Consider the following 25,464-nt stretch of genomic DNA (forward strand, 5'->3'; position numbering starts at 1 on the left):
CTTATGACTCCAGCGCGATCGCCACGTCGTAGCCGTGAGATTTCAGCAGAGAGTGTTTTTTCGCCGCTTCGAGGTCATTAGCCACCATTTCAGACACCATCTCTCTGAGGGTGATTTCCGGTTTCCAGCCCAGTTTTTCGTGCGCTTTGGTCGGGTCGCCGAGCAGCGTTTCAACTTCAGCCGGACGGAAGTAACGCGGGTCAACGGCGATAATCACATCACCCGGTTTAACGCCCGGCGCGTCATGTCCGGTGACGGAAACCACAATGCCCTTCTCTTCAACGCCCTTGCCTTCAAAGCGCAGTTTGATGCCCAGCTGTGCCGCCGCCATTTCCACGAACTGACGTACGGAATACTGAACGCCGGTAGCAATAACGAAATCTTCCGGTTGTTCCTGTTGCAGCATCATCCACTGCATTTTTACGTAGTCTTTGGCATGGCCCCAGTCGCGCAGGGAATCCATATTGCCGAGGTACAGGCACGACTCCAGCCCCTGGGCGATGTTGGCGATTGCGCGGGTGATTTTGCGGGTAACGAAGGTTTCGCCACGGCGCGGGGATTCATGGTTGAAGAGAATACCGTTACAAGCGTACATGCCGTAGGATTCGCGGTAGTTAACGGTGATCCAGTAGGCGTACAGTTTGGCGACCGCATACGGAGATCGCGGGTAGAACGGCGTGGTTTCTTTCTGCGGAATTTCCTGCACCAGACCATACAGTTCAGAGGTGGAAGCCTGATAAAAACGGGTTTTCTTTTCCAGACCGAGGAAGCGGATCGCCTCGAGCAGGCGCAGCGTACCCATCGCATCAACGTCTGCGGTATATTCTGGTGACTCAAAAGAGACCGCAACGTGGCTCATCGCGCCCAGGTTGTACACTTCGTCCGGCTGCACTTCACGCAAAATGCGCGTCAGGTTGGAGGTATCACTCAGGTCGCCATAATGCAGATGGAATTTCGGGTTGCAGGTGTGCGGATCCTGATAAATGTGATCCACGCGCTCGGTGTTGAATGACGATGCACGACGCTTAATACCATGCACCTCGTAACCTTTTTCCAGCAGAAACTCTGCCAGGTAAGAACCATCCTGTCCGGTTACACCGGTGATGAGAGCGACTTTTGACATGTCTTATTCCTCTGTATTTTTTGAATTTATTCAGTTTCAACGCGTTCGCGTATCACCACTGCGGGATTCCCCCGGCAAACCACATTTGCCGGAAGCGATTTAAAAACACTGCTTCGCGCACCCACGACGGTGCAGTCGCCGATCGTGACGCCAGGGGCAACAAAGACATCGGTTGCCAGCCAGCATTTCTCGCCAATCACAATAGGTGTGGCGTTAATGGTGAAATGTTGACTTGCATGGTCGTGGCTACCGGTGCATAAATAACTTTTTTGCGATATCACCGAATTTGCGCCAATGGTTATTTCACCGAGGGTATATAAATTGACCTCATCGCCGACCCACGCGTAATCACCTAAGGTTAATTTCCACGGATAGGTAATTTTTACTGACGGACGAATAACTACGTTTTTTCCTATTTTTGCGCCGAATAAACGTAATAAAAATGCCCGCCAGCGATACAATATTTGTGGCGACCAGGCAAATATTGTTGCCTGTACCGCCCACCATAATTGCACTTTAATAGCATTGCTGCCCCGGAACCCTTTCGGCACCGAGAAACCACTTAAATCTTGCATTGATATTCCTTATATTCAAAGTTTGTTATATAAGGCTTTAGTCTTACCCGTCGTACGCTGGCGTAAATGCCAGGATAATTCTGCCCAGAAGCCAGGCACATGTAATATCTGCCGTTGGACTTTTTTCGCGTCGGCACACAATTCCATATTATTGGTGGTAGATACCCCACCCATGGAAAATTCAGACACCAGGCCATTGAGTTTTTTAAATGCATAACCAGCTTTATACATTTTGGCCGCCAGCGCATAATCTGAAGAAACTTTATATTCCAGGTCATAACGCCATTTTTTCAATCCGGATACCGGGAAAAATATCGCCTGATGACTGGCGGGCAGGCTGTGATAAATATACCAGCCCGGTTTGGCGCTACGTTTAATTTTATGCCCGTCGCCAAAATCCAGCAGCGCATCGCCGGTGATCATCACGTTATCTTTTTGCATTTTTAACTTACGGACAAAAATTGCGGCATCCTGATGGAAAATATCGCCCGAGTTGAGAAACAACGCGAACTTGCCTTGTGCCATCGCAATGCCCTTGTTCATGGCGTCGTAGATACCGTTATCTGGCTCGCTGACAAAGCGTAGGTTATAGATACCATTGAGATTTTCCAGATACTCACGGGTGCCGTCGTTGGAACCGCCATCGACAACAATCCATTCGAAGCTGATATCGTCCGCCTGCGCCAGATGCGCCAGCGAGGCGTGTGTTTTGACTATCCCTTCGAGGTTACGAAACGCGACAGTGATTATGCTAAGCAACATGTTTTACCTCGTAATACCCGTCATACTTCAAGCTGCATGTGCGTTGGTTTTCCTCGCTCACCCCAGTCACGTACTCGTGTACGCTCCTGGGGATTCGCTGCGTCACCAACTTCCTGCAACTCGAATTATTTAGGGTATATATTTAACGCTTTTCGCAAAATAAACGGACAGACGATTAAAAATGCATATTCCGGGCTAAATATCGAACCGGTAAAAAACAGTGATACCGGCGTAAAAAGATAGAGCTGCACGCGAAAATTGCGATTATCGCCAAAAGCGTTGAGCATCATTTTTATCACTTTCCCCATGTACCACAGCGATAAAAACACCGCGAACCAGGAAAAATAAATAATCAGCAGATACAAACCATTGTCTATGGTTTTTCCGACATCCGCACCGTTAAATATTCCGAATGATGCGACATATTCATAAAGTGAGCCAAATCTGACTACACCGTCAATATGGGTCAAAGAATAGCCGACCATCACCAGCGGACCGACAATACGATAATACGATGACGATCCTTCCGTACCTAAATCTCCCAGACGGGTGGAAATATAAGGAAACGCAATTACCACACCAACCAGGAATACAGCCAGAGAAATCAATGCTAACGGTAACTTTTTCTTAATCGCCTCTTTATTCAGATATTGAAATGCCCACTCCAGCAAATAAAAAAGGATAAAGGTCATAACCCCTGAAAATGATCCGGATAATATTATCCCTGCGAGAATCATAGCATCGGTTTTAGGCGTTTTGATACCAAACTGTTTGATGCTGAGCCAAATTGAGATTAATGCCAGAGCGAAAAATGCCGGTTCGAAATAAAGTGCTGTCGTACGCTTGCCGCCGAATTTGATGAAATTCAGTACATAGCTGTTGCTGTAAATCAGATATTTCGAAATCGACTCCATAATACTGCTGCCGCCGGTGAGGATAATTTGCGCCATCTCCACCGCCGCCAGCGCCACCACCAGCCCGACCACCAGATAAAAGAAACGTAATATCTTGCGATGGTTGTGTGGCGAAATCGTTTTAAAGCGAATACTCCACACCATACCAATAATGATCACAATATAGACAAACAGCATGGTTGAAGTGACGTATTTACTGGCATCCAACGACTGACCAAACAGGTAGTTAAACGCCGTGAGTCCCGCGCCAATCCCTAAGGCAATCATCAATTTTTTAACGCTGATGCGTTCTAAAAACAGCAATAACAAGACGGGTAAAAAAGTGACGATGGTGATGGGGAAACTTTCGCCAAGCTGGGCGATTTTGACGTTAACCAGCAGGTAAATCAGCGGCAGCAGCAGGTAGCTACAGATTCTGATAGACGTTGACATACTCCTCCAGCATCTGTTGTCCACTGTAGGCGGCGCGGCTGCGTTGGCTGAACTCAGCCAGCGTGGTACCAAATATCGCCTGTGCGATTTCCGGTTTGCTTAACTGCACCAGTTGCAGCACATCTTCTTCGCTGACGGTTTTACCACCGGATTTTTGCAGCACTTCCCGCGCCGCATCGCTATGGGTGGCGATCACCGGCACGCCAATCGATAACGCCTCACACAAAATCAGCGGGTAGTTATCGACGCGAGAACTGAAGACCAGCGCGTCCATTTGATTGAGCTCGCTCATTAGCTTACGTTTGTCGGTTTCAAAGCCGTGATTAACCACATTGCCAGCGTTGAACGGCGAGAACTTACCGAAAGTATGCAGTTCGATTTTGTCGCCCAGCGCCATCATCTCGCGCACCAGTTGCTGGTTAGTTTTGCCGTCGTAACGCAGGTCATGCGCCACCACCGCGATTTTCGGCTTGCCCTGGGTTTCACGCACCGGTGGCAGTTCCGCCAGAATCGCCTCGGTTGCCACATCAATGCCGTTATTGATGATCCGGCAGCGCCCTGGACCGTACAGACTATTGAAAGCGTCAGCCACATGCTGGCTGGGGGAAATAAACTGACAGCCCAGCGCCAGCATCTCGCGGAACAACTGGCGTTTGCCCGCCACCAGCTGGTGTGCGCGATCAATCTTCACCGGCGGATAGTTATTTAGCGTCGGGCATTTCTGACAGCCGGTTTTCCAGCCTTCGCAACCGTCGGTAAAGGCGCAGCGCCCGGTAACGCTCCAGTGGTCGTGCAGCGTCCAGACCAGGGTGACATCCGGTTTGTGGTTTTTCACTTTTTCGCAAAAGCGCACCACACTGTTAAGATTCAACCAGTAGCTGTGCAGCACATGAAAATGAAGAACTACCGGCCCCGACGTGCGGGTAATAGAACGGTACAACTCATTGAAATTGCCGAACAGATCGCGATTAAACAGACGAAACAGCGCAATGTTCGCCATCGCCGTCATCCGAGGTGTATGTTTGATTACCTGCGGATAGTGTTGATGACTGACGCTCTCTTTGCCGCCTTTGCCGTAGCCGTAGACAAAATGTGACGCCAGCCCCTGTTGCAGCGCGCGCTGGTGGAGATCTAACGCCACACCTGCCGCTCCGCCTTCCGCCAGTCGCACATTAAATTGCAGAATATTCATTTAATTACCTTCACTCGCGCTTTTTCTCCCACCACCAGCGCGTTGTCCGGGACAGAATCGAGCACCACGCTGCCCGCGCCCACGGTGACGTTGTTTCCAAGCGTGATATCACCAAGAATAATGACGTTGGCGCCGAGTTCGACACCGTTGCCAATTTGTGGACATGCCATGTTATCGGCACCCCGATTGCCGATGGTGACGCCGTGGCGAATGGTGAAATCATCCCCCGCCACCACGTTTTTATTGATCACTACGGCGTAACCGTGATGAATGATGAAGCGGCGACCAATGGTTGCGGCGGCCTGGATTTCATAACCGAAAAAGCCTTCGGTGATAATGCGATACAGCACCAGCAGCGGAGCCGCCCACAAATTGTTGAGGACGTTCTTTTTGCGCCACACCGAACAAAAATGAGCAACGCGATAGGCAAGAACCATGCAACACGGGCGTAAACTCCAGCTATTGGCACGCAGATCTTCCAGCATCTTTAGCGCCCCCGTATGCCATCAGCCAGACGTTTGCCGTTACGCACCGACAGCAGCGTCAACAAAGTCCGCCAGGTCATGCGTTTATTGCGGATCTGGTAGAGGGTAAACAGCTGATATTTTTTGCTGGCGCGGTCAAATTTGTCTTTGTGCTTGCGGTAAAAGTGGAAGTATCCGGAGAATTTTTTCGGTGACGAGGTGATCTGCATTTCGCCGTGATTGATATGCAGGATCTGCGTCGCCTCTTCCACTTTCCACGGTTCGCCATACTCCACCACCATCCGCAGGAATATGTCGTAATCCTGTGCCGCTTTCAGTTCGGTATCGAACAAACACTCTTTGAAACGCCACGCCCAGCTAAAGACCTGATTGCCAATGATATTGCGTTTATAGAACAGGCGGCGTGAATACGGCGATTTGGGATACAGTGGCAAACTTGCCGGTTGGGAATAGACTTCGCCCTGGCAAACATAGTCGTTAGCGTACAAAAAGGCGTGAGTGACCAGTTGCTGTTTATGGGCGAGGAAGACGCTCAGGCGGTTGGGTGTCCATTCATCATCATCATCGATCCCGGTGATGTATTCCCCTTGCGCCTGCATAATTGCCTGGTTACGTACCGCGCACGCTCCGCTGTTAATATCGTTGTGGATGTAAGTGATACGCGGATCGTTGAGGGTGGTGACGTACTGTTGCAGTTGTTCCCAGGAGGTGGAGCAATCATCCACGATGATCATCTCCCAGTTGCTGTAGTCCTGGCGCAGGACCGATTTTATCGCCCGAATCGCCAGTTGTTGGCGGTTCCAGGTTGGCATATAGATTGAGATCAGCGGATTGTCTTTCATAGGTTGTTCTCCCGGAGTGTCAAGATGTTCTGCCGGTTTATGAGCTGGTTTACGGGTTCTGTTGCCGGATGCGGCGTGAACGTAGGTCGGATAAGATGCGTCAGCATCGCATCCGACAGCGGATCTCGTTATTTCGCATCCGACTTATATTCGTATTCGTAATAGCCATAATCCTGATACGCGCTGGCGCGGCGGAAGATGGAGTTCAGAATCACCCCTTTCACAGGAATACCGTTTTGCTCAAAGCGGCTCAGACTGGTTTCCACTTCTTTTAAGGTGTTGACCGCATAACGCGCTACCATCAACGTGGTTCCGGCGTGACGCCCGACAATTGCTGCATCGGTCACTGCCAGAATCGGCGGCGTATCAATCAACACCAGGTCGTAGCTTTTACTCGCCCAGCTCACCAGTTCGGCAAAGCGTTCGCTCATTAACAGTTCAGAAGGATTTGGCGGCACCTGACCGCGCGGGATCAGGTCAAATTTGGCAATAGAGGTCGGTTTAGCAGCGGTAGTAATATCGCCCTGACCAATCAAAATTTCCGACAGGCCATTGACGTTATTGGTGCCCAACAGCTCGTGGGTGTAGCCTTTGCGCATATCGCAGTCGATCAACAGCACCCGTTTATTGGTCTGGCTAATGACCGCCGCCAGGTTGGCACAGACAAAAGTTTTACCAATTGACGGGCTAACCCCGGTCATCATCAACACATTGTTCTGCGCCTGCATCATCGCAAAGTGCAAACTGGTACGCAGACTGCGGATAGCTTCAATCGCCAGATCGGTTGGATTCCCCACCGCCAGTAGCTGGCTCTGTTTATAGCGTTTAACCCCTTTGATGGTTTTGACGCTATCGCGCGCTTTCTGCCATTCCGACAGCGGAATGCTGGCATAGACGCTGATACCGTGTTCTTCCAGCACCTGCGGGCTTTCGATGCCGCGATTAAACAGCGAGCGCAGTAGCACACCAACAATGGAGAGCATCAGGCCAAGAATAATCGAGCCAAGAATAATCAGCCCTTTCTTCGGTTTCAGCACGCCAGGCTGGGTGATTGCCGGGTCAACAATGCGCACATCGCCGACGGTGCTGGCTTCGGTGATTTTCAGCTCCTGCTCTTTATTCAGCAGTTGCATATAGACCTGCTGACCAGACTCGACATCGCGGGTCAGGCGCACAATCTCCTGCTGGGTTTTCGGCATCGCCGTTACGCGCCCGTTAAGTTTGGCTTTTTCGTCTTCCAGCGCCTGCCGTTTCTCCAGCAGCGTGCGGTACGCCGGATGAACTTTGGTGTACAGCTTGGAGATTTCCGCCTCTTTAAAGGTCAGTTCGTTCAGCTGCGCGTCGATGTTCACCATCGAATCGAGCACCGCTTTCGCTTCCAGCGGCAGATCAACGGAATCTTTATCCTGACGGAAGGCATTCAGTTTGTTTTCGGCAACATCAAGGCGGCTACGTACTTCCGGTAACTGTTGCGCGAGGAAAGCGAGGCTTTTCGACGCTTCCGCCGATTTGCGCTCAATATTTTGTTCCTGATAGTTACGGGCGATGCTGTTAAGAATGTCGCGGATCTGCTCGCGATCTTCACCGGTGTAAGTGAGGCTCAGTACGCCAGCGTCTTTGCCGTTCTCTGTTACCGTCAGGCTGTTTTGCAGTTGATTGATCATCCCCAGCGTGGAGTATTTGGTGACGGTAAACTCACTGTCCGGGCTGGCGTGAATAGCCTCAACCATCAGCGTGACGCCTTCTTTTTTCAGCATCTGGCCTGCTTGTCCACGGGCGCTAAAGCCGCCATCACTGCTCAAAGTGTAGGTTTTGTTGTCCAGCACATTAAGCGTAAATACCTGATCCGCCATCTCTTTCGGGCGGTTAAAGGTGGTCACTTTCACCGTCTCGTTCTGGCGTCCCATCAGGCGATCCCAGCCCGCACCGAAAATCGGGAACGTGTTTTTGCTCACCGCAATATCGAGGTCGAGATCGTCCACCGTTTTACCAAGCACCAGACGCGAACGAATCAACTGGATCTCGGCGTCCGAGGCTGGCGGTTTGTTAGCTAACGCCGAACCAATGTCCTGCACCAGCGAATTGCCGCCGCTTTGTTCGATTTGTACCAGCGCGTCGGCACTATAAATCGGCGTGGCGAAGAAGGTGTAAATCACAGCACAGAGGGCGAACACGGCGGTGATGCCAGTCACCCACCAGCGCGCTTCAATGACGGTGCCGACCAGGCGACCAATATCGATTTCATCACTGCCCGTTACCGGAGCGGCATGTTGTTTTACTTTTTCTGTCATTCTTATACCTGCTCTGCGTTCAATGCCTGCGCCCACTGGCGGGCAGACCGTTCAAGTAATGTGTACACCGCTGCAAACGTTTCCCAGCTTTTGCGATACGGATCGGGAATTTCACATTCGTTATCCCAGTGACCAAACAGCATCACTTTGCCGCGCATCTCGGGTGCCATCTCGCATAAGTGTTCGATATGGCGCTTTTCCATGGTCAAAATCAGGTCATAGTTGCGACACAGGCGGCGGCTGATTTGACGGGCACAGTGGCCTTCCAGAGAGAGTTGATGCTCGGCGGCGACGCTGATGGCGGTAGGATCAGCGCCCTTACCGACCAGCGCGCCGAGTCCAGCGGACTCCACTTTTAGCTCCGGGTGATAACGTTGCAGTAAGCGTTCCGCCGTCGGGGAACGGCAAATATTGCCGACACAGACAACTAAGATATTGTTAAACATGACGATTACCAGTTATGAATGTCGCTGGCTGTATCCGTCATGTAACGGACACCGCTAATAGTTGGCAGCAACTGATTGATCAGACGGTTCCAGCGGGAAACCGGGGCGGTGGTGACATACACCACGTCATAAGGTTGCAGGCGGAATTCTGTCGCCATCACCAGCGACGTCGCATCGGACATATCCAGCTGGTAGATATTGGCAATCTTGCCGTTACGCCCCCCCTCGCCTTTCAGCGGACGAATGACAAAGATGCCGCTGGCGTTGGAGGTGGTCATGTCGATACCTTCGGCATTGCCCAGAGCTTCAGTCAGGGTCATGCCGCTAAAGTCCATTTTCAGGGTGCTCTGTTTCTTCACTTCACCCATCACAAATACTTTCAGATCGTCATTACGCGGCACGTAGAGAATATCGCCTGGGTAAAGCAGTCGGTTCTGATTGAGGTCGCCGTTTTGCATCAGCGCCTGCAAAGAAATGCGTTCTTCACGACCATTGTGTGTTAGCACCACGTTGCGCCAGTCAGCGGTGTCGGTCAGGCCACCTGCGGCGTTGATGGCGTCGAGAATGGTCAGTGGCACGTTGGTGATCGCCTGTTGACCGGATTTATTCACCTGACCTGAGATATAGGCTTTTTGCGAGCGGAAGGCGGCGATATTAACGTCCACCTGCGGGTCAGCGATGTACGTCGCTAAGCGCCCGGTAATATCACTGCGGATTTCAGCGAGCGTTTTCCCCACGACGTGAACCTTGCCGATATACGGGTAGAACATAGTGCCGTCAGGCTGTACCCAGTTGCCGGTGTCGCTGGAGCTGCGGTACTGACCTGCGGGCGTGGTAAGTTCCGGATGATCCCAGACGGTGACATTAAGAACGTCGCCCGGCCCGACGCGATACTGGTAATTCGCAATCTCGCTTTCCAGCGTCATATTGGGGCGCGCCACGTTCGGGCGTGGGCGTAATTGATCAATCAGGCGCGGGGTCAGCGGATAAACATTCACCATTTTGTCGAGGTCGAAATCAGCGTCCTGCTGTTTGATGACGTCTTTACCCAGCGTAGACATATTACTGCCCGGAAGTACTGTGCAACCGCTTATCAAGGTTACTGACACCAATAATGGCATCAATTTCATTTTGGATTTCATCATTGTTTATTTATCACTTTGGCAGAGTAATTATCCTGTGCATTATTTATCGACATGCACATTTACCTTGCAGCTAATTGAATAAGAATTTAACTGGCATCAGTCCTAAAAAAATTGATTTCATCCGCAGGCTATTGACAGAATAATTCAGACTGGTCTTTCAGGCATCCAGACACGCTACCGCCCCTGGCTTTCTAGCTACCAATACACTGATTTAGTTTGGTTTTTAAAACCCTCTCAGCATACAGTCGTTTATGAGAAAGGGTTATTCAGGAAATTCATTTTCCGAATATAAGGTAGCATTATGGTAATTGAATATTGGCTCCCCAATAATGCAGGAGGAAGTGTTACAGCTAACGGAATAGCAGGCAAGGTAACAATTCGACAATCGGCTATTTTTAAGAATTATATTAAGTGTCATTCAATATGGTTTTTAGGAGTTTCTTTAGGTTGACAGCAATTAATATTGCGTCTCCACATGCGATATTTCTTAAATAATGTTTTATTATTACCACTTTTAATTCAGGGATAATGCAATGTTATAGTTCTCAAATAAAGTTAGATAAATAGTGCTGCAACATTGCATTTTTGCCCTGATTTATCCATGATCGAATTGTGACATTTGTCATACAACGAATAGGTATTGCACTTACTATGGAATGGATTGCCGATCCGTCTATCTGGGCCGGGTTAATCACGCTGATTGTGATCGAACTGGTCCTCGGCATTGATAACCTGGTCTTTATTGCCATCCTCGCCGAAAAACTACCGCCGAAGCAGCGTGACCGCGCACGAGTTACCGGGCTGCTGCTGGCAATGTTAATGCGCCTGTTACTGCTGGCGTCAATCTCCTGGCTGGTCACCCTGACTCAACCGCTGTTCAGCTTCCGCTCGTTTACCTTTAGCGCACGCGACTTGATCATGCTGTTCGGTGGTTTCTTCCTGCTGTTCAAAGCCACGATGGAGCTGAACGAACGGCTGGAGGGGAAAGACAGCAATAACCCCACGCAGCGCAAAGGTGCGAAGTTCTGGGGGGTGGTGACACAAATTGTGGTGCTGGACGCCATCTTCTCACTCGACTCGGTGATTACCGCCGTCGGGATGGTCGACCATTTGCTGGTCATGATGGCTGCTGTTGTTATCGCTATCAGCCTGATGCTGATGGCAAGTAAACCGTTAACGCAATTTGTTAACAGTCACCCGACGATCGTTATTCTCTGCTTAAGTTTCCTGTTGATGATTGGCTTTAGCCTGGTGGCGGAAGGTTTCGGATTCGTCATTCCGAAGGGCTATCTGTACGCCGCGATTGGTTTCTCGGTGATGATCGAGGCGCTCAATCAGTTAGCCATCTTTAACCGGCGACGTTTTCTTTCTGCTAACCAGACGCTGCGCCAGCGGACTACCGAAGCGGTAATGCGCCTGTTAAGCGGGCAAAAAGAAGATGCGGAACTGGATGCCGAAACCGCGTCCATGCTGGTGGATCATGGCAACCAACAAATCTTTAATCCGCAGGAGCGGCGGATGATCGAGCGGGTGCTTAATCTTAACCAGCGTACCGTCAGCAGCATCATGACCTCGCGCCACGATATTGAGCATATCGATCTCAACGCGCCGGAAGACGAGATCCGCCAGTTGCTGGAGCGAAATCAGCATACGCGTCTGGTGGTTACCGACGGCGATGACGCAGAAGATTTGCTCGGTGTTGTTCACGTTATCGACCTGCTACAACAGTCGCTGCGCGGCGAACCGCTCAACCTGCGTGTGTTGATTCGCCAGCCGCTGGTATTCCCGGAAACCTTGCCGTTGCTACCTGCCCTGGAGCAGTTCCGTAATGCCCGCACGCACTTTGCTTTTGTGGTGGATGAGTTTGGCTCGGTAGAAGGGATTGTGACATTAAGTGACGTCACCGAAACCATTGCCGGTAACTTACCGAACGAAGTGGAAGAGATCGACGCCCGTCATGATATTCAGAAAAACGCCGACGGTTCCTGGACGGCGAATGGTCATATGCCGCTGGAAGATCTGGTGCAATATGTGCCGCTGCCGCTGGATGAAAAACGTGAATATCACACCATTGCCGGGCTGCTGATGGAATATTTACAGCGTATTCCAAAACCTGGCGAAGAAGTTCAGGTGGGGGATTATTTGCTTAAAACGTTGCAGGTGGAAAGCCATCGCGTGCAGAAGGTGCAAATTATTCCGCTACGTAAGGAAGATAATTTGGAGTACGAGGTGTGATGATATGTAGGCCTGATAAGACGCGTAAAGCGTTGCATCAGGCCTACAAATTATGTCATCTGGAAACTTACATCTTCTCCAGCAACTTCTTCACATCTTTGCCATTGCGGGAATCTTTATTGCGCTCAGCCCAATCGTGCAGGCGACGTTTGGCTTCATCCTGTAAGTGTTTGCGCAGTAACTGATCCACTTGCAGACTGTAATTGAGTTGCTGCCAGTTGCCGTAAACCCGCAGCGGAACCGGTGTTTCTTTGAGGAAATCAATCAGTTTGCTTTCCCCGTTCCAGCCACCAACGACTCGAATGTCAAACTGGGTATCGCAGGTCTGCTCTGCCAGATTCAACGAGCCTTCCCCTGTCAGAGCCAGCACTGGCGATTGACCTTGCATGTCGTTTAACGTTACGAGGCCATTATTTAGCGTGAGATCGGTCGTAAAGCGGTCGAGACGAGTCACATTATCGAAGTTTTCAGCGGCCTTCACATCACCGCCGTTACGTTCTACCGCTTGCTGAATCATCTGCTGGAAATTCATCCCTTCCATGCGCGTGTCGGTCATTTCAACATGCGCTTGCCCTTGCCAGTTGTGGCGGAATGCTTCGGCATCGATGTCAGCGCCGGAGAAATCACCAGCTAGCGACATTTTTCCGGTTAACGAAATCGGATAGTTAAATGCCTTCAGAATGGTACTAATCTCGACATTCTCCAGCCGAGGTTGAAAGGTTATCTGCGGATGTTTTGCCGTCGCGTCCAGCGTCCCCGGCAGCGATATCTGTCCACCGTTGAGTTTGCCTTGCAGTTGGGTGATTTCCAGCAAACCCGATTTATTGGTCATTTGCGTAGCAACATCAGTAAAATTCATCCCGCGCCAACGCACGTTACTGGCCTGCAATAAAATATCAGCCGCAAAACCTTTCAACCCCTGATAGGCCGGTTCATCAATACGCGAGGAAATAACCGGACGCGGCAGCATTGGCTGGTTCTGCCCCTGTTGCGTGGTTCCGTTTTCACTGTTAACGGCTTCATTAAGCGGTATGAGATTATCAAGATTCAGTTGCGAAAACTGCAATCTTAACAACCATTCTGGCTTTTCAGTCAGCGTGACCTGCGCCTGCCCACTAAGTGTGCTGTCATTCGCGGTCAAATTGATTTGATTAAATGAAAGGCGTTTATGTGACTCTTGCCACTGGGCCTGGAAGCTCCCCTGCCCCTGAATACCTTGCTGTGGTAGATCTGCGCCTTGCAGCTGCCAGCTAATTTGCTCAATGGCTGCGGTTAAATCATGTGGATAATCAGAAGCATCCACCGTGCCTTTGAGGGATAACGTGAGATCGCGCTGATCGCGATTAACCCGCCCGGAGAACTCAAACGAGCCACGATGCTGTGGATCTTGTTCCATTTGCAGACGGATGTTGCGAATTGTCACCTGCTCGTCATCTTCATGCTGGAACACCAGCAGACTGTCCGCCACTTTCAGACTGGAGATATCAAACGACCAGCCGCGATCTTCTGACAGATCCGGCAACGTATTGTCGCGCGGCGCAACGGGTGCATCGTCACGACGAACCGCTTCCGACTGTGGCGTAAGTTGAATTACCGCGCCTTTCAGCATCACCTGCTTAACGCTCAGTTGATGACTCAACAACGGCAATAACGCCACATCAAGGCGCATATTATCGGCGCGCACCAGTGGCTGGCTCGCCCCCTGGGCAGTGAGGGACATTCGCCCGGAGAGGATACTAAGCTGCGGCCAGACGTGCCAACGCAGTGGCCCATCCAACTGCAATTGATAACCGCTACGTGCAGCAACCTGCTTGACCATATAGTCGCGGAAATCATTCGGATTCACCAGCAACACTAACGCAGATAATCCGGCCACCAGCACGACCAGGATTATCATCAGCGTCGTCAGAAATCGTCTCATGGTATCCTCAATGAGCCTGAATTAGTCTTTATCGATTCGGCTGGCAACCGCGCCCTGCTGGTTGCGATATTTCGCATCTTCACGGCGGTTGTATGGCCGCGCCGCCGGGCCGGAAAGTGGTTCAAAACTTAACGCGCCAATTAACATGCCCGGACGCAGCGCCAGCGGCAATTTACCGGAGTTGTAAAACTCCAGCACAATGCAGCCAGACCAGCCTGGATCGATACGGTGCGCGGTAACGTGAACCATCAGCCCCAGACGCGCCAGTGAGGAACGCCCATCCAGCCATCCCACAAGATCGGCTGGCAGCGTAACCGACTCCAGCGTCACCGCCAGCGCCAGCTCACCTGGGTGAAGATAAAACGCCTCGCCCTCGTCGAGCACGATTTCATCGCTCATCACCCGATCGAGCGCGGCGCTCACTTCATCTTTGGGACCGCTCAGATCGATAAACGCTGCCGTGTGACCACGGAAGGTACGAAACTTATTGCCCAGGCGCACATCTACCGTCGCGCCATTAATACGCTCTACCGGCGGACGTGGGTTGATCGACAAACGGCCTTCATCAAGCCAGGCTTCAATATCTCGGTCACACAGACGCATGGCATTTTCTCCTTTCGTGCATCACTCCCTTAACGCCAGTTACGTCAAGGGCATACCAGGTTATCACTGAACGGTACACAATTTATCAAGCTTATTCAAAGAACTGACTTATTTTAGCTTTCAATATATCGATCGCGATGCGGTTTTTACCACCGCGTGGCACGATAATGTCCGCATATTGTTTTGAAGGTTCAATGAATTGCAGGAACATCGGACGCACCGTTTTTTGATATTGCGCCATCACGGAATCCATCGAACGCCCACGCTCGTTAACGTCGCGCTTGATGCGGCGCATCAGGCAGATATCCAGCGGGGTATCAACGAAAATTGAGAAGTTAAGTTCGTCACGCAGACGCGCATCCGTCAGCAGCAAGATGCCTTCGAGGATAATGACTTTCTTCGGCTCAACCTTCACCGTTTCTTTCATACGCGTATGTTCAACGTAGCTGTAAACCGGCAGGTCGATAGCCGAGCCGCGTTTCAACGCTTGTAAATGCTCAAGCAGCAGACTGTGATCCATCGCGCTCGGATGGTCATAGTTGGTCTTAACGCGTTCTTCCATCGACAGATGGCTTTGATCTTTGTAGTAACAATCTTCCGGAATAACGCCGATGTGTTCATCACCCACTTGTTCACGTAATTCACGATAAAGGGTACTGGCAATGAGACTCTTGCCGGAAGCCGATGCGCCAGCGATACCGATAATGACGCACTGATGAGACTGATCAGTCATAAATTTAGCGACCTGATTAACCTGGATGTTAGGAAGGGGGCGCCGAAGCGCCAAACGCGGCAATTATAGGGATTTCATCCGCCTGATACCAGTCGAATAGCGTTGCCGCACACTTAGAGTTAAGTGTTGACGATCAATTCCCTGACGCAAATTTAATTGTTCGGTTTTAAAGCAAGGTAAAAAATGTTGTGCAAAGTTGCACAAATTATCCGCCATTACGTCACTTTATGAACAATCCGCATATAAAATGTAAAACTTTTGTACTAGCATAAATACAAATACTAATACTGACGACCTGGTCATACGGATAGAGCGGTAATGAGTAAACCATCACAACGTGTTTTAATTACCCTGCCTCATCCCCTGCTTCACCTCATCAGTTTAGGTTTAGTCTCATTCATCTTTACCCTTTTCTCGCTTGAGCTTTCACAGTTTGGTACGCAACTTGCGCCACTCTGGTTCCCCACGTCCATTATGATGGTGGCATTTTACCGCCATGCCGGGCGGATGTGGCCGGGAATCGCATTGGCCTGCTCGCTGGGGAATATCGCCGCATCCGTGCTACTGTTTTCTACCAGTTCGCTGAATATGGCGTGGACGGCAATCAACATTGTTGAGGCCGTAGTGGGGGCAATGCTGCTGCGGAAATTGCTGCCGTGGTATAACCCACTGCAAAATCTGGCTGACTGGCTACGTCTCGCATTTGGCAGCGCCATCGTGCCGCCAGTATTGGGGGGCGTGCTGGTTCTCCTGCTGGTATCAGACGACGATCCGCTTAGAGCGTTTCTAATCTGGGTACTTTCCGAATCAATCGGCGCACTGGCGCTAGTACCGCTAGGCTTGTTATTTAAGCCACATTACCTGCTCCGTCACCGTGATCCACGGCTGTTGTTTGAAACACTATTAACATTAGCCATCACGCTGACGTTAAGCTGGCTCTCGATGCTATATCTACCGTGGCCTTTTACTTTCATTATTGTGCTGCTGATGTGGAGCGCCGTGCGCCTGCCACGGATGGAAGCCTTTTTGATCTTCCTCACCACTGTGATGATGGTGTCGCTGATGATGGCGGCCGATCCGACTTTACTCGCCACGCCGCGAACCTACTTGATGAGTCACGTACCGTGGCTGCCATTTTTACTGATCCTGCTGCCCGCCAACATCATGACCATGGTGATGTACGCCTTTCGCGCTGAACGCAAGCATATTTCAGAAAGCGAAACCCGCTTTCGTAACGCTATGGAATATTCCGCCATCGGCATGGCATTAGTGGGCACCGAGGGGCAATGGCTGCAATCCAACAAAGCTCTATGCCAGTTTCTCGGTTACAGCCAGGAAGAGTTGCGCGCCCTCACCTTCCAGCAACTTACCTGGCCGGAAGATCTCAATAAAGATCTACAACACGTTGAGAAGCTAATTAGCGGTGAAATAAATACCTACTCGATGGAGAAACGTTATTACAACCGTAATGGCGACGTTGTCTGGGCGCTGCTTGCCGTCTCGCTGGTGCGCCACACCGATGGCACGCCGCTCTACTTTATTGCGCAGATTGAAGACATAAACGATCTTAAACGCACCGAACAGATTAACAAACGCCTGATGGAACGGATAACGCTGGCTAATGAAGCGGGTGGGATTGGCATATGGGAGTGGGAACTGAAGCCGGATATTTTTAGTTGGGATAAGCGGATGTTCGAGCTGTATGAAATTTCACCACATATCAAACCGAACTGGCAGGTGTGGTATGACTGCGTGCTGCCGGAAGATCGCCAACACGCCGAAAAAGTGATTCGTGATTCATTACAGGCTCGCTTGCCCTTTAAGCTGGAATTTCGCATCACCGTGAAAGACGGTATTCGTCATATCCGCGCCCTCGCCAATCGGGTGCTGAATAAAGAAGGCGAAGTCGAACGATTGCTCGGTATTAATATTGATATGACCGAAGTGAAACAGCTGAACGAGGCGCTGTTTCAGGAAAAAGAGCGCCTGCACATTACGCTGGATTCCATCGGCGAAGCCGTGGTCTGTATTGATATGGCGATGAAAATCACCTTTATGAATCCGGTTGCCGAGAAGATGAGCGGCTGGACACAAGAAGAGGCGTTGGGCGTTCCACTATTAACAGCATTGCAAATTACATTTGGCGACAATGGGCCGTTAATGGAGAACATTTACAGTGCCGACACGTCGCGTTCCGCTATTGAACAAGATGTCGTTCTCCACTGCCGCAGCGGCGGCAGCTACGACGTCCATTACAGCATTACGCCGTTAAGTACTCTGGACGGCAGCAATATTGGTTCGGTACTGGTCATTCAGGATGTGACTGAGTCACGCAAAATGCTGCGCCAGCTTAGTTATAGCGCCTCCCATGATGCCCTGACGCATCTCACTAACCGTGCCAGTTTTGAAAAACAACTGCGAATACTGCTGCAAACGGTAAGCAGCACGCATCATCGACATGCACTGGTGTTTATCGATCTTGATCATTTTAAAGCGGTGAATGACAGCGCCGGGCACGCGGCGGGCGATGCTTTACTGCGTGAACTGGCGTCGTTGATGCTGAGTATGCTGCGCTCCAGCGACGTGCTGGCGCGACTCGGCGGTGATGAATTTGGTCTGTTGCTACCGGACTGTAATGTTGAAAGTGCCCGCTTTATCGCCACACGCATTATCAGTGCGATTAATGACTACCACTTTATGTGGGAGGGCCGTGTGCATCGGGTAGGTGCCAGCGCAGGGATTACCCTGATCGATGACAGCAATCATCAGGCGGCAGACGTGATGTCGCAGGCCGATATCGCCTGTTATGCTTCGAAAAATGGTGGGCGCGGTCGGGTGACGGTTTACGAACCACAGCAAACTGCTAAACATAGCGAACGGGCGGTGATGTCACTCGATGAACAGTGGCGGATGATCAAAGAGAATCAACTGATGATGATCGCCCACGGCGTCGCTTCACCGCGAATCCCGGATACGCGTAATTTGTGGCTGATTTCGCTTAAGCTCTGGAGTAGTGAAGGTGAGATTATTGATGAACTGGCATTTCGTCGTAGCTTCAGCGATCCGGCGCTCAATCACGCCCTTGATCGTCGGATATTACATGAGTTTTTCCAGCAGACAGCAAAAGCGGTTGCCAGTAAAGGCTTAAGCATCGCCCTCCCCCTTTCCGTTGCCGGGTTAAGCAGCGCCCCGCTGGTGGATAAACTGCTTGCGCAACTGGAAAGTAGCCCCCTACCATCGCGGTTATTACATCTGATTATTCCGGCTGAAGCAATTTTCGACCACGCAGAAAATATGCATAAATTGCGGCTGGCAGGCTGCCGGATCGTGCTCAGTCAGGTAGGGCGCGATCTGCAGCTCTTCAACACACTGAAAGCAAATATGGCGGATTATCTACTGCTCGACGGTGAGTTATGCGCCAGCGTACAGGGTAATTTGATGGATGAGATGCTGATATCGATCATTCAGGGTCATGCCCAGCGACTGGGGGTGAAGACCATCGCGGGGCCAGTAGCGTTGCCGCTGGTGATGGATACGCTTTCCGGCATGGGTGTTGATCTGATTTATGGCGATGTCATTGCCGACGCTCAACCTCTGGATTTGCTGGTTAATAGCAGTTATTTCGCGATTAACTGAGTATTGCCTGATGCGACGCTGACGCGTCTTATCAGGCTTACAATTCGCTCATTCCCCAGGCTGGATAAGACGACCAGCATCATACTTCTTCTGGTTGCCAGCCTTCCGTATACCAGATATGCAACAGCGCACAAGAACGCCAGGGTTTCCAGCGTTCGGCATAACGGCGGATTTGTGCCGGCGTCATTCCAGGAAATCGCTGTTTAATCAAATAATCATCCGGCAGGAAAACATCTTTCGCTTGCCAGCCACGCAAGGCAAAATAATTTGCCGTCCAGCGCCCAATTCCAGGAAATGTTTGCAGCGTTTTCATCGCTAGCTCAACGTCGCCCGGCATTTTCATCGGTAAGGAGCCGTCCAGTGCCGCATTGGCTAAATGAATCAGCGCCTCTGCCCGTTTCAACGGCATCCCCAACCCTTTTAGTGCCATCGGGTCGGCTGCTGCCAGTCGTTGAGGTGTGGGAAAGCAGACATATTCAGGGAAATCATCCAGCCGTTCGCCATAAAGCTGCGCCACTTTGGCGGTCAGTTTTGCCGCCATCGTTACACTCACCAGTTGGCCTAAAATTGCGCGTACGCCCTGCTCAAAAGCATCAACACAGCCCGGTAAACGCAATCCGGGCCGCGCCGCGCCTAATTCGCCCAATGCACCGTTAACAATCTGCGGATTACATTGCAGATCAAACAGGCGGCTCATTTTCGCCAGGCACTCGGTCGCCACCGGTTCTAATCCCGAACTTACGTTCACTTGCAACGTATTATTTTTGCTATCAGGAACCACCGTTATCACGCCGCGATGTTCGCCCACCGCCAGACTACGGGCATAATAATTGTCCGCAACTGTTTCCACTCCACTCACCGCACGAGCGGCAAGAAATCCCAACATCCACGACCAGTCATACGGCGGCTGCCAGTTCAGGGTATACATCGCATCTCCTTTTTTATCCGCTTTCAGCATAAACGTTATTCAGACGCTGTGCTTTGCTTTCATATTCCGGTTGTCGCGACGGCAACATTTCGCTAAAGTCACGCCCCTTCTTCACCGGCATGGGGATTATTTCGTGTTTATTGGTTTTGATTACGGTACAGCAAACTGTTCAGTGGCGGTGATGCGCGACGGTAAACCGCAGATGTTGAAAATGGAAAATGACAGCACGCTGCTGCCCTCGATGCTTTGTGCACCAACGCGTGAAGCAGTAAGCGAGTGGCTGTACCGCCATCATGATGTTCCGGCAAACGATGATGAAACGCAGGCGCTGTTACGTCGGGCGATTCGTTATAACCGCGAAGAAGATATCGACGTCACGGAGAAAAGCGTGCAGTTCGGTCTTTCCTCACTGGCGCAGTACATTGATGATCCGGAGGAAGTGTGGTTTGTGAAATCACCGAAATCGTTCCTCGGTGCCAGCGGGTTAAAACCGCAGCAGGTGGCGCTATTTGAGGATCTGGTCTGCGCAATGATGTTGCACATTCGCCAACAAGCGCAGGCGCAACTGCCAGAAACAATTACCCAGGCGGTCATTGGTCGCCCAATCAACTTCCAGGGATTGGGCGGAGATGAAGCAAACGCCCAGGCGCAAGGGATTCTGGAACGTGCGGCGAAGCGTGCCGGGTTTAAGGATGTGGTATTTCAGTACGAGCCGGTAGCGGCAGGGCTGGATTACGAAGCCACCTTACAGGAAGAAAAACGGGTGCTGGTGGTGGATATCGGCGGTGGTACTACTGACTGTTCCTTACTGCTAATGGGGCCGCAGTGGCGTTCGCGTCTCGATCGTGAAGCCAGCCTGCTGGGTCACAGTGGTTGCCGTATTGGCGGTAACGATCTGGATATCGCGCTGGCATTTAAACACCTGATGCCGCTGCTGGGCATGGGGGGCGAAACCGAAAAAGGTATCGCCCTGCCGATTCTGCCGTGGTGGAATGCGGTTGCCATCAACGACGTACCTGCGCAGAGTGATTTCTACAGTAGCGCCAACGGTCGCCTGCTTAACGATCTGGTACGCGATGCCCGCGAGCCGGAGAAAGTCGCCCTGTTGCAGAAAGTCTGGCGGCAACGTTTAAGTTATCGGCTGGTGCGCAGCGCGGAAGAGTGCAAAATTGCCCTTTCAAGCGCAGCGGAAACCCGCGCGTCGCTGCCGTTTATCCGTGACGAACTGGCAACGTTGATTAGCCAGCATGGACTGGAAAGTGCCCTCAACCAGCCGCTGGCGCGGATTCTGGAACAAGTGCAACTGGCGCTGGATAACGCCCAGGAAAAACCAGACGTCATCTATCTGACCGGTGGTAGCGCCCGATCGCCGCTGATTAAAAAGGCACTGGCGGAACAGCTGCCGGGCATCCCGATTGCAGGTGGCGACGACTTTGGTTCCGTTACTGCCGGGCTGGCGCGCTGGGCAGAAGTAGTATTTCGTTAAATAAGAAATGGCTCAGCAGCGGCTTAAATCTGCCTGAGCCTGAGCCAGTTTTTCTGCCGCCTGACGTAACGGTTCCATCAACGGCATGGTTCGTGCGGGAGCATGAAGGCGGAATCGCTGTAACTCTGCCGCGCCCTCTGTCAACGCAGATTCCAGCCGATGACGTTTAGCGGTCATTTTCGCCATTACCGCTTGTCTGTCTGCTGGTGTTACCGCTTCGTTCGGCCTGAATACAAAACGGCGTTCGCAGCTCGCTTTCCAGTCGATAACCGCCTGAGTCAGATGGTCGCCAAATCCTTTCACTTGTTTAACGCCGCGCCGGGTCACATCTGCCGCTGTTTCGATACTAAAGGACCGTAAAGCCGCTTTACGCGCGGGACCAACGCCGGGAATAGAAGCAACATCAATAAAAAACCCCTCCAGAAACTTCTGCTTCTGCCGCTCCCTTGCGGTGTCCTGAAGTGCTGCCAGATCGCGCTTTTCTTCTTCCGGCAATCCCAAAAGCTCATTCTTCATTTTTTCAAGCATCGTTCGTTTGGTGATAAAACCTTCCAGCCCACCCACCTGCTGGATCTGGCTGACTAGATGGTCATAGTCCATTTTCGCGCGATTAAAAGCCTCACGTCGTCGCTGGACTTCTGCTTTGTGCGCTTTGCTTGCAAGGCTGCCAATAATCCAGATAGCCGCCAACACAGGAACCAAAATGATATAACGCGGTTCCGCCTGAAGACCGCAAAGCAGCAGCGATAACGCTGACAGCGCGATCTCAATCAGAATGATGTATTCACGCCGTAACAGGCCTAAAGGAAGCGGCCTGCCAGCAGCCTGGAAATGAGCGGGTAATGGTAACTGTAGTGCTGGCGGTGGCACTGACGCCATCACCATCGCCCAGACTTTCGCCAGCACAAAATCCCCGCCTGTGGTAATGACCTCTTCGCCGAGATCAATAAAATAGATAACGCCTTGATTATCCAATGCACACCACGGACAGTCAGTTAAATGACCGGGGTAAACATGCATTGCTGAAACGGGACATTTTTTTAACTGTTGGCGTAGAGAATCCAGTGCCGCTACCCACGCTTTAGCCGTCGGACGCCCGGTTGCCACGCCACTTTCAGTGAACGCCTGCTGAAACATGACTTCAACATCACTCAGTAACATCGATAGCGGAATAGATCGTGGCGGCGGTTTTAAGCCACGTCGCTGATTGTCTGATGCATAGGCATAACGGAAATGGGCAATATCCGTCTCCAGCGCATTACCCGCTTCAGAGATAAGCGGCACACCGGAATAAGGGTGACGCCCACCAAACAAGACGTGAAAGATCAGCAACGCAAGGCCAAAATTATCGTGATTTACGGTGCGCTCAAAGCCGACAAATGACGGTAAGGCTTGCAACTCTGGCGGCGTAAAATGCGACACGCCGACTTCGCATAAATGCAGCGTGCCATTGGCGTTAATCTGAAAGGAGTCACTATCGATAAGCACCACTTTGCTGTCGCGGCCCACCATAAAGCTGTTCTGGTTGACGTCACCCACGACATGCCCGTGCTCATGCACCGTAGCAAAAGATGCCGCTATATTGCGCGCAACATAGAGTAGAAAATCCCACGCACAATGAGGATAACGTTGACGACGATGTGCCGGGCTATAGATCATATGAATCGGTTCTTTACCAGAAACTTTTGGCATCATAAAACCGATAACTTTTCCGTCTCGTCCACCGTGAAGCGTTGCCTGCGGCCAGGCGACATAATTCAACAACTGCGCGTCGGCTGTCGCGGCCATAAAGGTGAGTTTGTCCTGTTTTAAGGCGGGTGGCGGTGTGTGATAAATCTTGGCGACGCTATCGACAAACTCATTGATATCATAAACCGTACCTTCGCCGCCTTTGCCTAATTCATGACCTGGCGTCACGCAATCACCAGCTGCGGTATATATAGTTGATTTCACGGCAACCACATGGCCAGCGCCAGCGTTTTATCATCATCGGTGCGTTCATTCACTGCGGGGCAGGACAAAAATTGCTTTAGCAAATCTGGCAATATATCGCGTTGTTCTGACGTCGCTGATTCCAGCCCATTGAAAAATGGCGCAAAAAAAGGTACATGGGGAGAATTTTCCAGCATATTTAATGCCAGCCGCTGAATACCATCCGTAAATGCAGCCACTTTTATCACCTGCGCATCGCAACTGTAAGTCTCAAGGCGCGTGACAGCATCTTCATCAGTAATGAAGTAGGTCATATTGGCATATTCGCCATTCATCGGCGTTAGTGGTAGCTGTAGCCCTTCACCAAAATCCACCACCACGCCACCATCGCCAATCTGCATAATCAATGTGCCGGTCGCTGATGATATAACGCCCAAAAAAGTACAGGAAAAATCACGAACCGCCAGTTCTTCAGCTTGTGCACGGGCAGTAATACGGTGGCGAATTGCCAGCACAATATCTGTCGCAAGCACATCATTCAGACCACATTCACCACCCTGTACTTTTTGCATCATAAACGCCATCGCTTCATTGACGGCGAGCGTCGCGCCTTCGCCACCCTGCGAAACGCTACCTGCGCCATCAGCAAGAAACATCACCAGTAATGGTTGCTGGTCGTTTAGCCAGACAACCTGCATCTGGCAGGCATCCTGGCAAGGTAAGTCAGAGCTGATATGCGACGTTCCGACGGCTGATGAATAGACCAGACGCCAGCTCACACTGACGTCCAGCCTTTTGGCGCTTCCAGTACAACTTCCGTTCCCGGCGTGGAGCGGGAAACCGAACGTAGCGAACTGGATAACCAGCTAAACAGTTCACGGAATTGTAATCCCTGCAACGGCAAAGGCTGACGGACGCTAATTTGTGCCAGAGTATTCATATCAGCCCCCTGAACACCGATGGTAAAGAAGGCAAACTTCTTATCTTCTTCTCCCTGAAACACTTTACTGGCAGCAGCCTGCCACTCATCGGTTGGCGCGCCATCGGTGATCAAGAAAATCCACGGGCGATAATACGAAATACCATTTGCACGGTACTCACGTTTCCGCTCCTCAACCATATTCAGGGCTTTGGTAATTGCAGCGCCCATTGGCGTATCGCCCTGAGCAAACAAGATGGGCGGGAAAAAGTTAGCGACGCTGGTAAATGGTTGTTCCACATGCACCGGGCCGAAAGTCACAATGCCGAGTTCCACTCTTTTTAAGGCCAGCGGATCGGCAAGCAGTTCATCGCGAAAGCTCACCAATCCTGCGTTAAGTTCGTTAATGGGTCTACCGCTCATCGAGCCAGAAACATCCAGCAGCAAAATACAGGGGCAACGTGGTTCCGGGTTACTGGCAAAATCGCTGGTGGCAAAGGTGATTTGTTCGCTCACAAGAGATCCTTTCTTAGAGAATTATTGAGATTCGGTATCATACCGAGAGCAATAATAAATTAAGAGCAAGCGAAGATACTTTCAGAATTAAGCCCGGCGGCGCAGATAAGTTTGCTATTCGCCTCGCAAGAACGTGGGCTTCAGATTGACAATAAGGGTGGAGTAACATAAGTTCAGGAGTGAGGGTAGAGCGGGGTTTCCCCCGCCCTGGTAGTCTTAGTAAGCTGGCCAGCTAATGACTAAGAGCACCACGATGATGAGTATCTTCATCATGACCCTGTCCTTATTTAAGGCCCCTTCCTCGGGAGGGGCTTTCCCGTTTCAGCGTCCCGCTGAAATCTTCGGCTT

Annotated in this window: 21 protein-coding genes; 3 read left to right on the forward strand and 18 right to left on the reverse strand. The window is 51.2% G+C overall.

Annotated elements, in window-relative coordinates:
- Position 1 precedes the first annotated feature (1 nt).
- The 10 genes from gmd to wza form a co-directional block, all read right to left on the reverse strand.
- Positions 2-1,123: a GDP-mannose 4,6-dehydratase gene (gene gmd / locus HEN21_RS18710; protein ID WP_176242735.1), complete on the reverse strand. Its 1,122-nt coding sequence runs from the start codon at positions 1,121-1,123 to the stop codon at positions 2-4.
- A gap of 26 nt (positions 1,124-1,149) precedes the next feature.
- Complete coding sequence (gene wcaF, locus HEN21_RS18715; protein WP_176252677.1) at positions 1,150-1,698, reverse strand: colanic acid biosynthesis acetyltransferase WcaF; 549 nt, start codon at positions 1,696-1,698, stop codon at positions 1,150-1,152.
- A 15-nt stretch (positions 1,699-1,713) separates the two neighbouring features.
- Entirely contained in the window at positions 1,714-2,460 is a 747-nt protein-coding gene (gene wcaE / locus HEN21_RS18720) for a colanic acid biosynthesis glycosyltransferase WcaE (protein WP_176252676.1), read from the reverse strand.
- Between the two features lie 125 nt (positions 2,461-2,585).
- Positions 2,586-3,806, reverse strand: a complete 1,221-nt coding sequence (gene wcaD / locus HEN21_RS18725) for a colanic acid polymerase WcaD (protein ID WP_016158523.1) — start codon at positions 3,804-3,806, stop codon at positions 2,586-2,588.
- Entirely contained in the window at positions 3,781-4,998 is a 1,218-nt protein-coding gene (wcaC, locus tag HEN21_RS18730) for a colanic acid biosynthesis glycosyltransferase WcaC (RefSeq protein WP_176252675.1), read from the reverse strand. The genes wcaD and wcaC overlap by 26 nt, the downstream gene beginning before the upstream one ends.
- Positions 4,995-5,483, reverse strand: a complete 489-nt coding sequence (gene wcaB, locus HEN21_RS18735; RefSeq protein WP_105285115.1) for a colanic acid biosynthesis acetyltransferase WcaB — start codon at positions 5,481-5,483, stop codon at positions 4,995-4,997. Before wcaB ends, wcaC begins: the two co-directional genes overlap by 4 nt.
- Before the next feature lie 2 nt (positions 5,484-5,485).
- Positions 5,486-6,325, reverse strand: coding sequence for a colanic acid biosynthesis glycosyltransferase WcaA (gene wcaA / locus HEN21_RS18740; RefSeq protein WP_176252674.1), 840 nt, complete (start codon positions 6,323-6,325; stop codon positions 5,486-5,488).
- 128 nt (positions 6,326-6,453) lie between these two features.
- Positions 6,454-8,616: a tyrosine-protein kinase Wzc gene (gene wzc / locus HEN21_RS18745; protein ID WP_176252673.1), complete on the reverse strand. Its 2,163-nt coding sequence runs from the start codon at positions 8,614-8,616 to the stop codon at positions 6,454-6,456.
- A 2-nt stretch (positions 8,617-8,618) separates the two neighbouring features.
- Positions 8,619-9,062, reverse strand: a complete 444-nt coding sequence (wzb, locus tag HEN21_RS18750) for a low molecular weight protein-tyrosine-phosphatase Wzb (protein WP_176252672.1) — start codon at positions 9,060-9,062, stop codon at positions 8,619-8,621.
- A 5-nt stretch (positions 9,063-9,067) separates the two neighbouring features.
- Positions 9,068-10,207, reverse strand: coding sequence for a polysaccharide export protein Wza (gene wza / locus HEN21_RS18755; protein WP_016158526.1), 1,140 nt, complete (start codon positions 10,205-10,207; stop codon positions 9,068-9,070).
- A gap of 651 nt (positions 10,208-10,858) precedes the next feature.
- Between wza and HEN21_RS18760 the strand changes: the two genes are divergently transcribed.
- Positions 10,859-12,442 (forward strand): TerC family protein, encoded by a 1,584-nt coding sequence (locus HEN21_RS18760; RefSeq protein ID WP_010355864.1) that lies wholly within the window; start codon positions 10,859-10,861, stop codon positions 12,440-12,442.
- Positions 12,443-12,509: 67 nt separating this feature from the next.
- On the opposite strand, the gene asmA is transcribed toward HEN21_RS18760, so the two are convergent.
- From asmA to udk, 3 genes are all read right to left on the reverse strand, one after another.
- Positions 12,510-14,363, reverse strand: coding sequence for an outer membrane assembly protein AsmA (asmA, locus tag HEN21_RS18765; RefSeq protein WP_001252249.1), 1,854 nt, complete (start codon positions 14,361-14,363; stop codon positions 12,510-12,512).
- Between the two features lie 21 nt (positions 14,364-14,384).
- Positions 14,385-14,966, reverse strand: coding sequence for a dCTP deaminase (dcd, locus tag HEN21_RS18770; protein WP_001234767.1), 582 nt, complete (start codon positions 14,964-14,966; stop codon positions 14,385-14,387).
- 91 nt (positions 14,967-15,057) lie between these two features.
- On the reverse strand, positions 15,058-15,699 hold the full coding sequence (gene udk / locus HEN21_RS18775) for a uridine kinase (RefSeq protein ID WP_000132077.1): 642 nt from the start codon (positions 15,697-15,699) through the stop codon (positions 15,058-15,060).
- Between the two features lie 318 nt (positions 15,700-16,017).
- On the opposite strand from udk, the gene HEN21_RS18780 reads away from it, so the two are divergent.
- Positions 16,018-19,335: a diguanylate cyclase gene (locus HEN21_RS18780; RefSeq protein ID WP_176252671.1), complete on the forward strand. Its 3,318-nt coding sequence runs from the start codon at positions 16,018-16,020 to the stop codon at positions 19,333-19,335.
- A gap of 79 nt (positions 19,336-19,414) precedes the next feature.
- Here HEN21_RS18780 and alkA read toward each other — a convergent pair whose 3' ends face one another.
- Positions 19,415-20,263, reverse strand: coding sequence for a DNA-3-methyladenine glycosylase 2 (gene alkA, locus HEN21_RS18785; RefSeq protein WP_176252670.1), 849 nt, complete (start codon positions 20,261-20,263; stop codon positions 19,415-19,417).
- Between the two features lie 133 nt (positions 20,264-20,396).
- On the opposite strand from alkA, the gene yegD reads away from it, so the two are divergent.
- Positions 20,397-21,749, forward strand: coding sequence for a molecular chaperone (gene yegD, locus HEN21_RS18790; RefSeq protein WP_176252669.1), 1,353 nt, complete (start codon positions 20,397-20,399; stop codon positions 21,747-21,749).
- A 12-nt stretch (positions 21,750-21,761) separates the two neighbouring features.
- Here yegD and HEN21_RS18795 read toward each other — a convergent pair whose 3' ends face one another.
- The 4 genes from HEN21_RS18795 to HEN21_RS18810 form a co-directional block, all read right to left on the reverse strand.
- Complete coding sequence (locus HEN21_RS18795; RefSeq protein WP_176252668.1) at positions 21,762-23,702, reverse strand: helix-hairpin-helix domain-containing protein; 1,941 nt, start codon at positions 23,700-23,702, stop codon at positions 21,762-21,764.
- The gene (locus tag HEN21_RS18800) at positions 23,699-24,460 is read right to left on the reverse strand and encodes a PP2C family serine/threonine-protein phosphatase (RefSeq protein ID WP_105285120.1); all 762 of its coding nucleotides are present in this window, start codon (positions 24,458-24,460) and stop codon (positions 23,699-23,701) included. Before HEN21_RS18800 ends, HEN21_RS18795 begins: the two co-directional genes overlap by 4 nt.
- Positions 24,457-25,116: a vWA domain-containing protein gene (locus HEN21_RS18805; protein ID WP_176252667.1), complete on the reverse strand. Its 660-nt coding sequence runs from the start codon at positions 25,114-25,116 to the stop codon at positions 24,457-24,459. Before HEN21_RS18805 ends, HEN21_RS18800 begins: the two co-directional genes overlap by 4 nt.
- A 216-nt stretch (positions 25,117-25,332) precedes the next feature.
- Positions 25,333-25,389, reverse strand: a complete 57-nt coding sequence (locus HEN21_RS18810; protein WP_100692412.1) for a type I toxin-antitoxin system Ibs family toxin — start codon at positions 25,387-25,389, stop codon at positions 25,333-25,335.
- Positions 25,390-25,464 lie beyond the last annotated feature (75 nt).

This window comes from Escherichia sp. 93.1518 (genome assembly GCF_013368915.2).
Lineage (GTDB): Bacteria > Pseudomonadota > Gammaproteobacteria > Enterobacterales > Enterobacteriaceae > Escherichia > Escherichia ruysiae.

Excerpts from the sequence above, each read along its gene's own strand:
- gmd (WP_176242735.1), bottom strand. The coding sequence starts at position 1,123 with ATGTCAAAAGTCGCTCTCATCACCGGTGTAACCGGACAGGATGGTTCT.
- wcaF (WP_176252677.1), bottom strand. The coding sequence starts at position 1,698 with ATGCAAGATTTAAGTGGTTTCTCGGTGCCGAAAGGGTTCCGGGGCAGC.
- wcaE (WP_176252676.1), bottom strand. The coding sequence starts at position 2,460 with ATGTTGCTTAGCATAATCACTGTCGCGTTTCGTAACCTCGAAGGGATA.
- wcaD (WP_016158523.1), bottom strand. The coding sequence starts at position 3,806 with ATGTCAACGTCTATCAGAATCTGTAGCTACCTGCTGCTGCCGCTGATT.
- wcaC (WP_176252675.1), bottom strand. The coding sequence starts at position 4,998 with ATGAATATTCTGCAATTTAATGTGCGACTGGCGGAAGGCGGAGCGGCA.
- wcaB (WP_105285115.1), bottom strand. The coding sequence starts at position 5,483 with ATGCTGGAAGATCTGCGTGCCAATAGCTGGAGTTTACGCCCGTGTTGC.
- wcaA (WP_176252674.1), bottom strand. The coding sequence starts at position 6,325 with ATGAAAGACAATCCGCTGATCTCAATCTATATGCCAACCTGGAACCGC.
- wzc (WP_176252673.1), bottom strand. The coding sequence starts at position 8,616 with ATGACAGAAAAAGTAAAACAACATGCCGCTCCGGTAACGGGCAGTGAT.
- wzb (WP_176252672.1), bottom strand. The coding sequence starts at position 9,062 with ATGTTTAACAATATCTTAGTTGTCTGTGTCGGCAATATTTGCCGTTCC.
- wza (WP_016158526.1), bottom strand. The coding sequence starts at position 10,207 with ATGATGAAATCCAAAATGAAATTGATGCCATTATTGGTGTCAGTAACC.
- HEN21_RS18760 (WP_010355864.1), top strand. The coding sequence starts at position 10,859 with ATGGAATGGATTGCCGATCCGTCTATCTGGGCCGGGTTAATCACGCTG.
- asmA (WP_001252249.1), bottom strand. The coding sequence starts at position 14,363 with ATGAGACGATTTCTGACGACGCTGATGATAATCCTGGTCGTGCTGGTG.
- dcd (WP_001234767.1), bottom strand. The coding sequence starts at position 14,966 with ATGCGTCTGTGTGACCGAGATATTGAAGCCTGGCTTGATGAAGGCCGT.
- udk (WP_000132077.1), bottom strand. The coding sequence starts at position 15,699 with ATGACTGATCAGTCTCATCAGTGCGTCATTATCGGTATCGCTGGCGCA.
- HEN21_RS18780 (WP_176252671.1), top strand. The coding sequence starts at position 16,018 with ATGAGTAAACCATCACAACGTGTTTTAATTACCCTGCCTCATCCCCTG.
- alkA (WP_176252670.1), bottom strand. The coding sequence starts at position 20,263 with ATGTATACCCTGAACTGGCAGCCGCCGTATGACTGGTCGTGGATGTTG.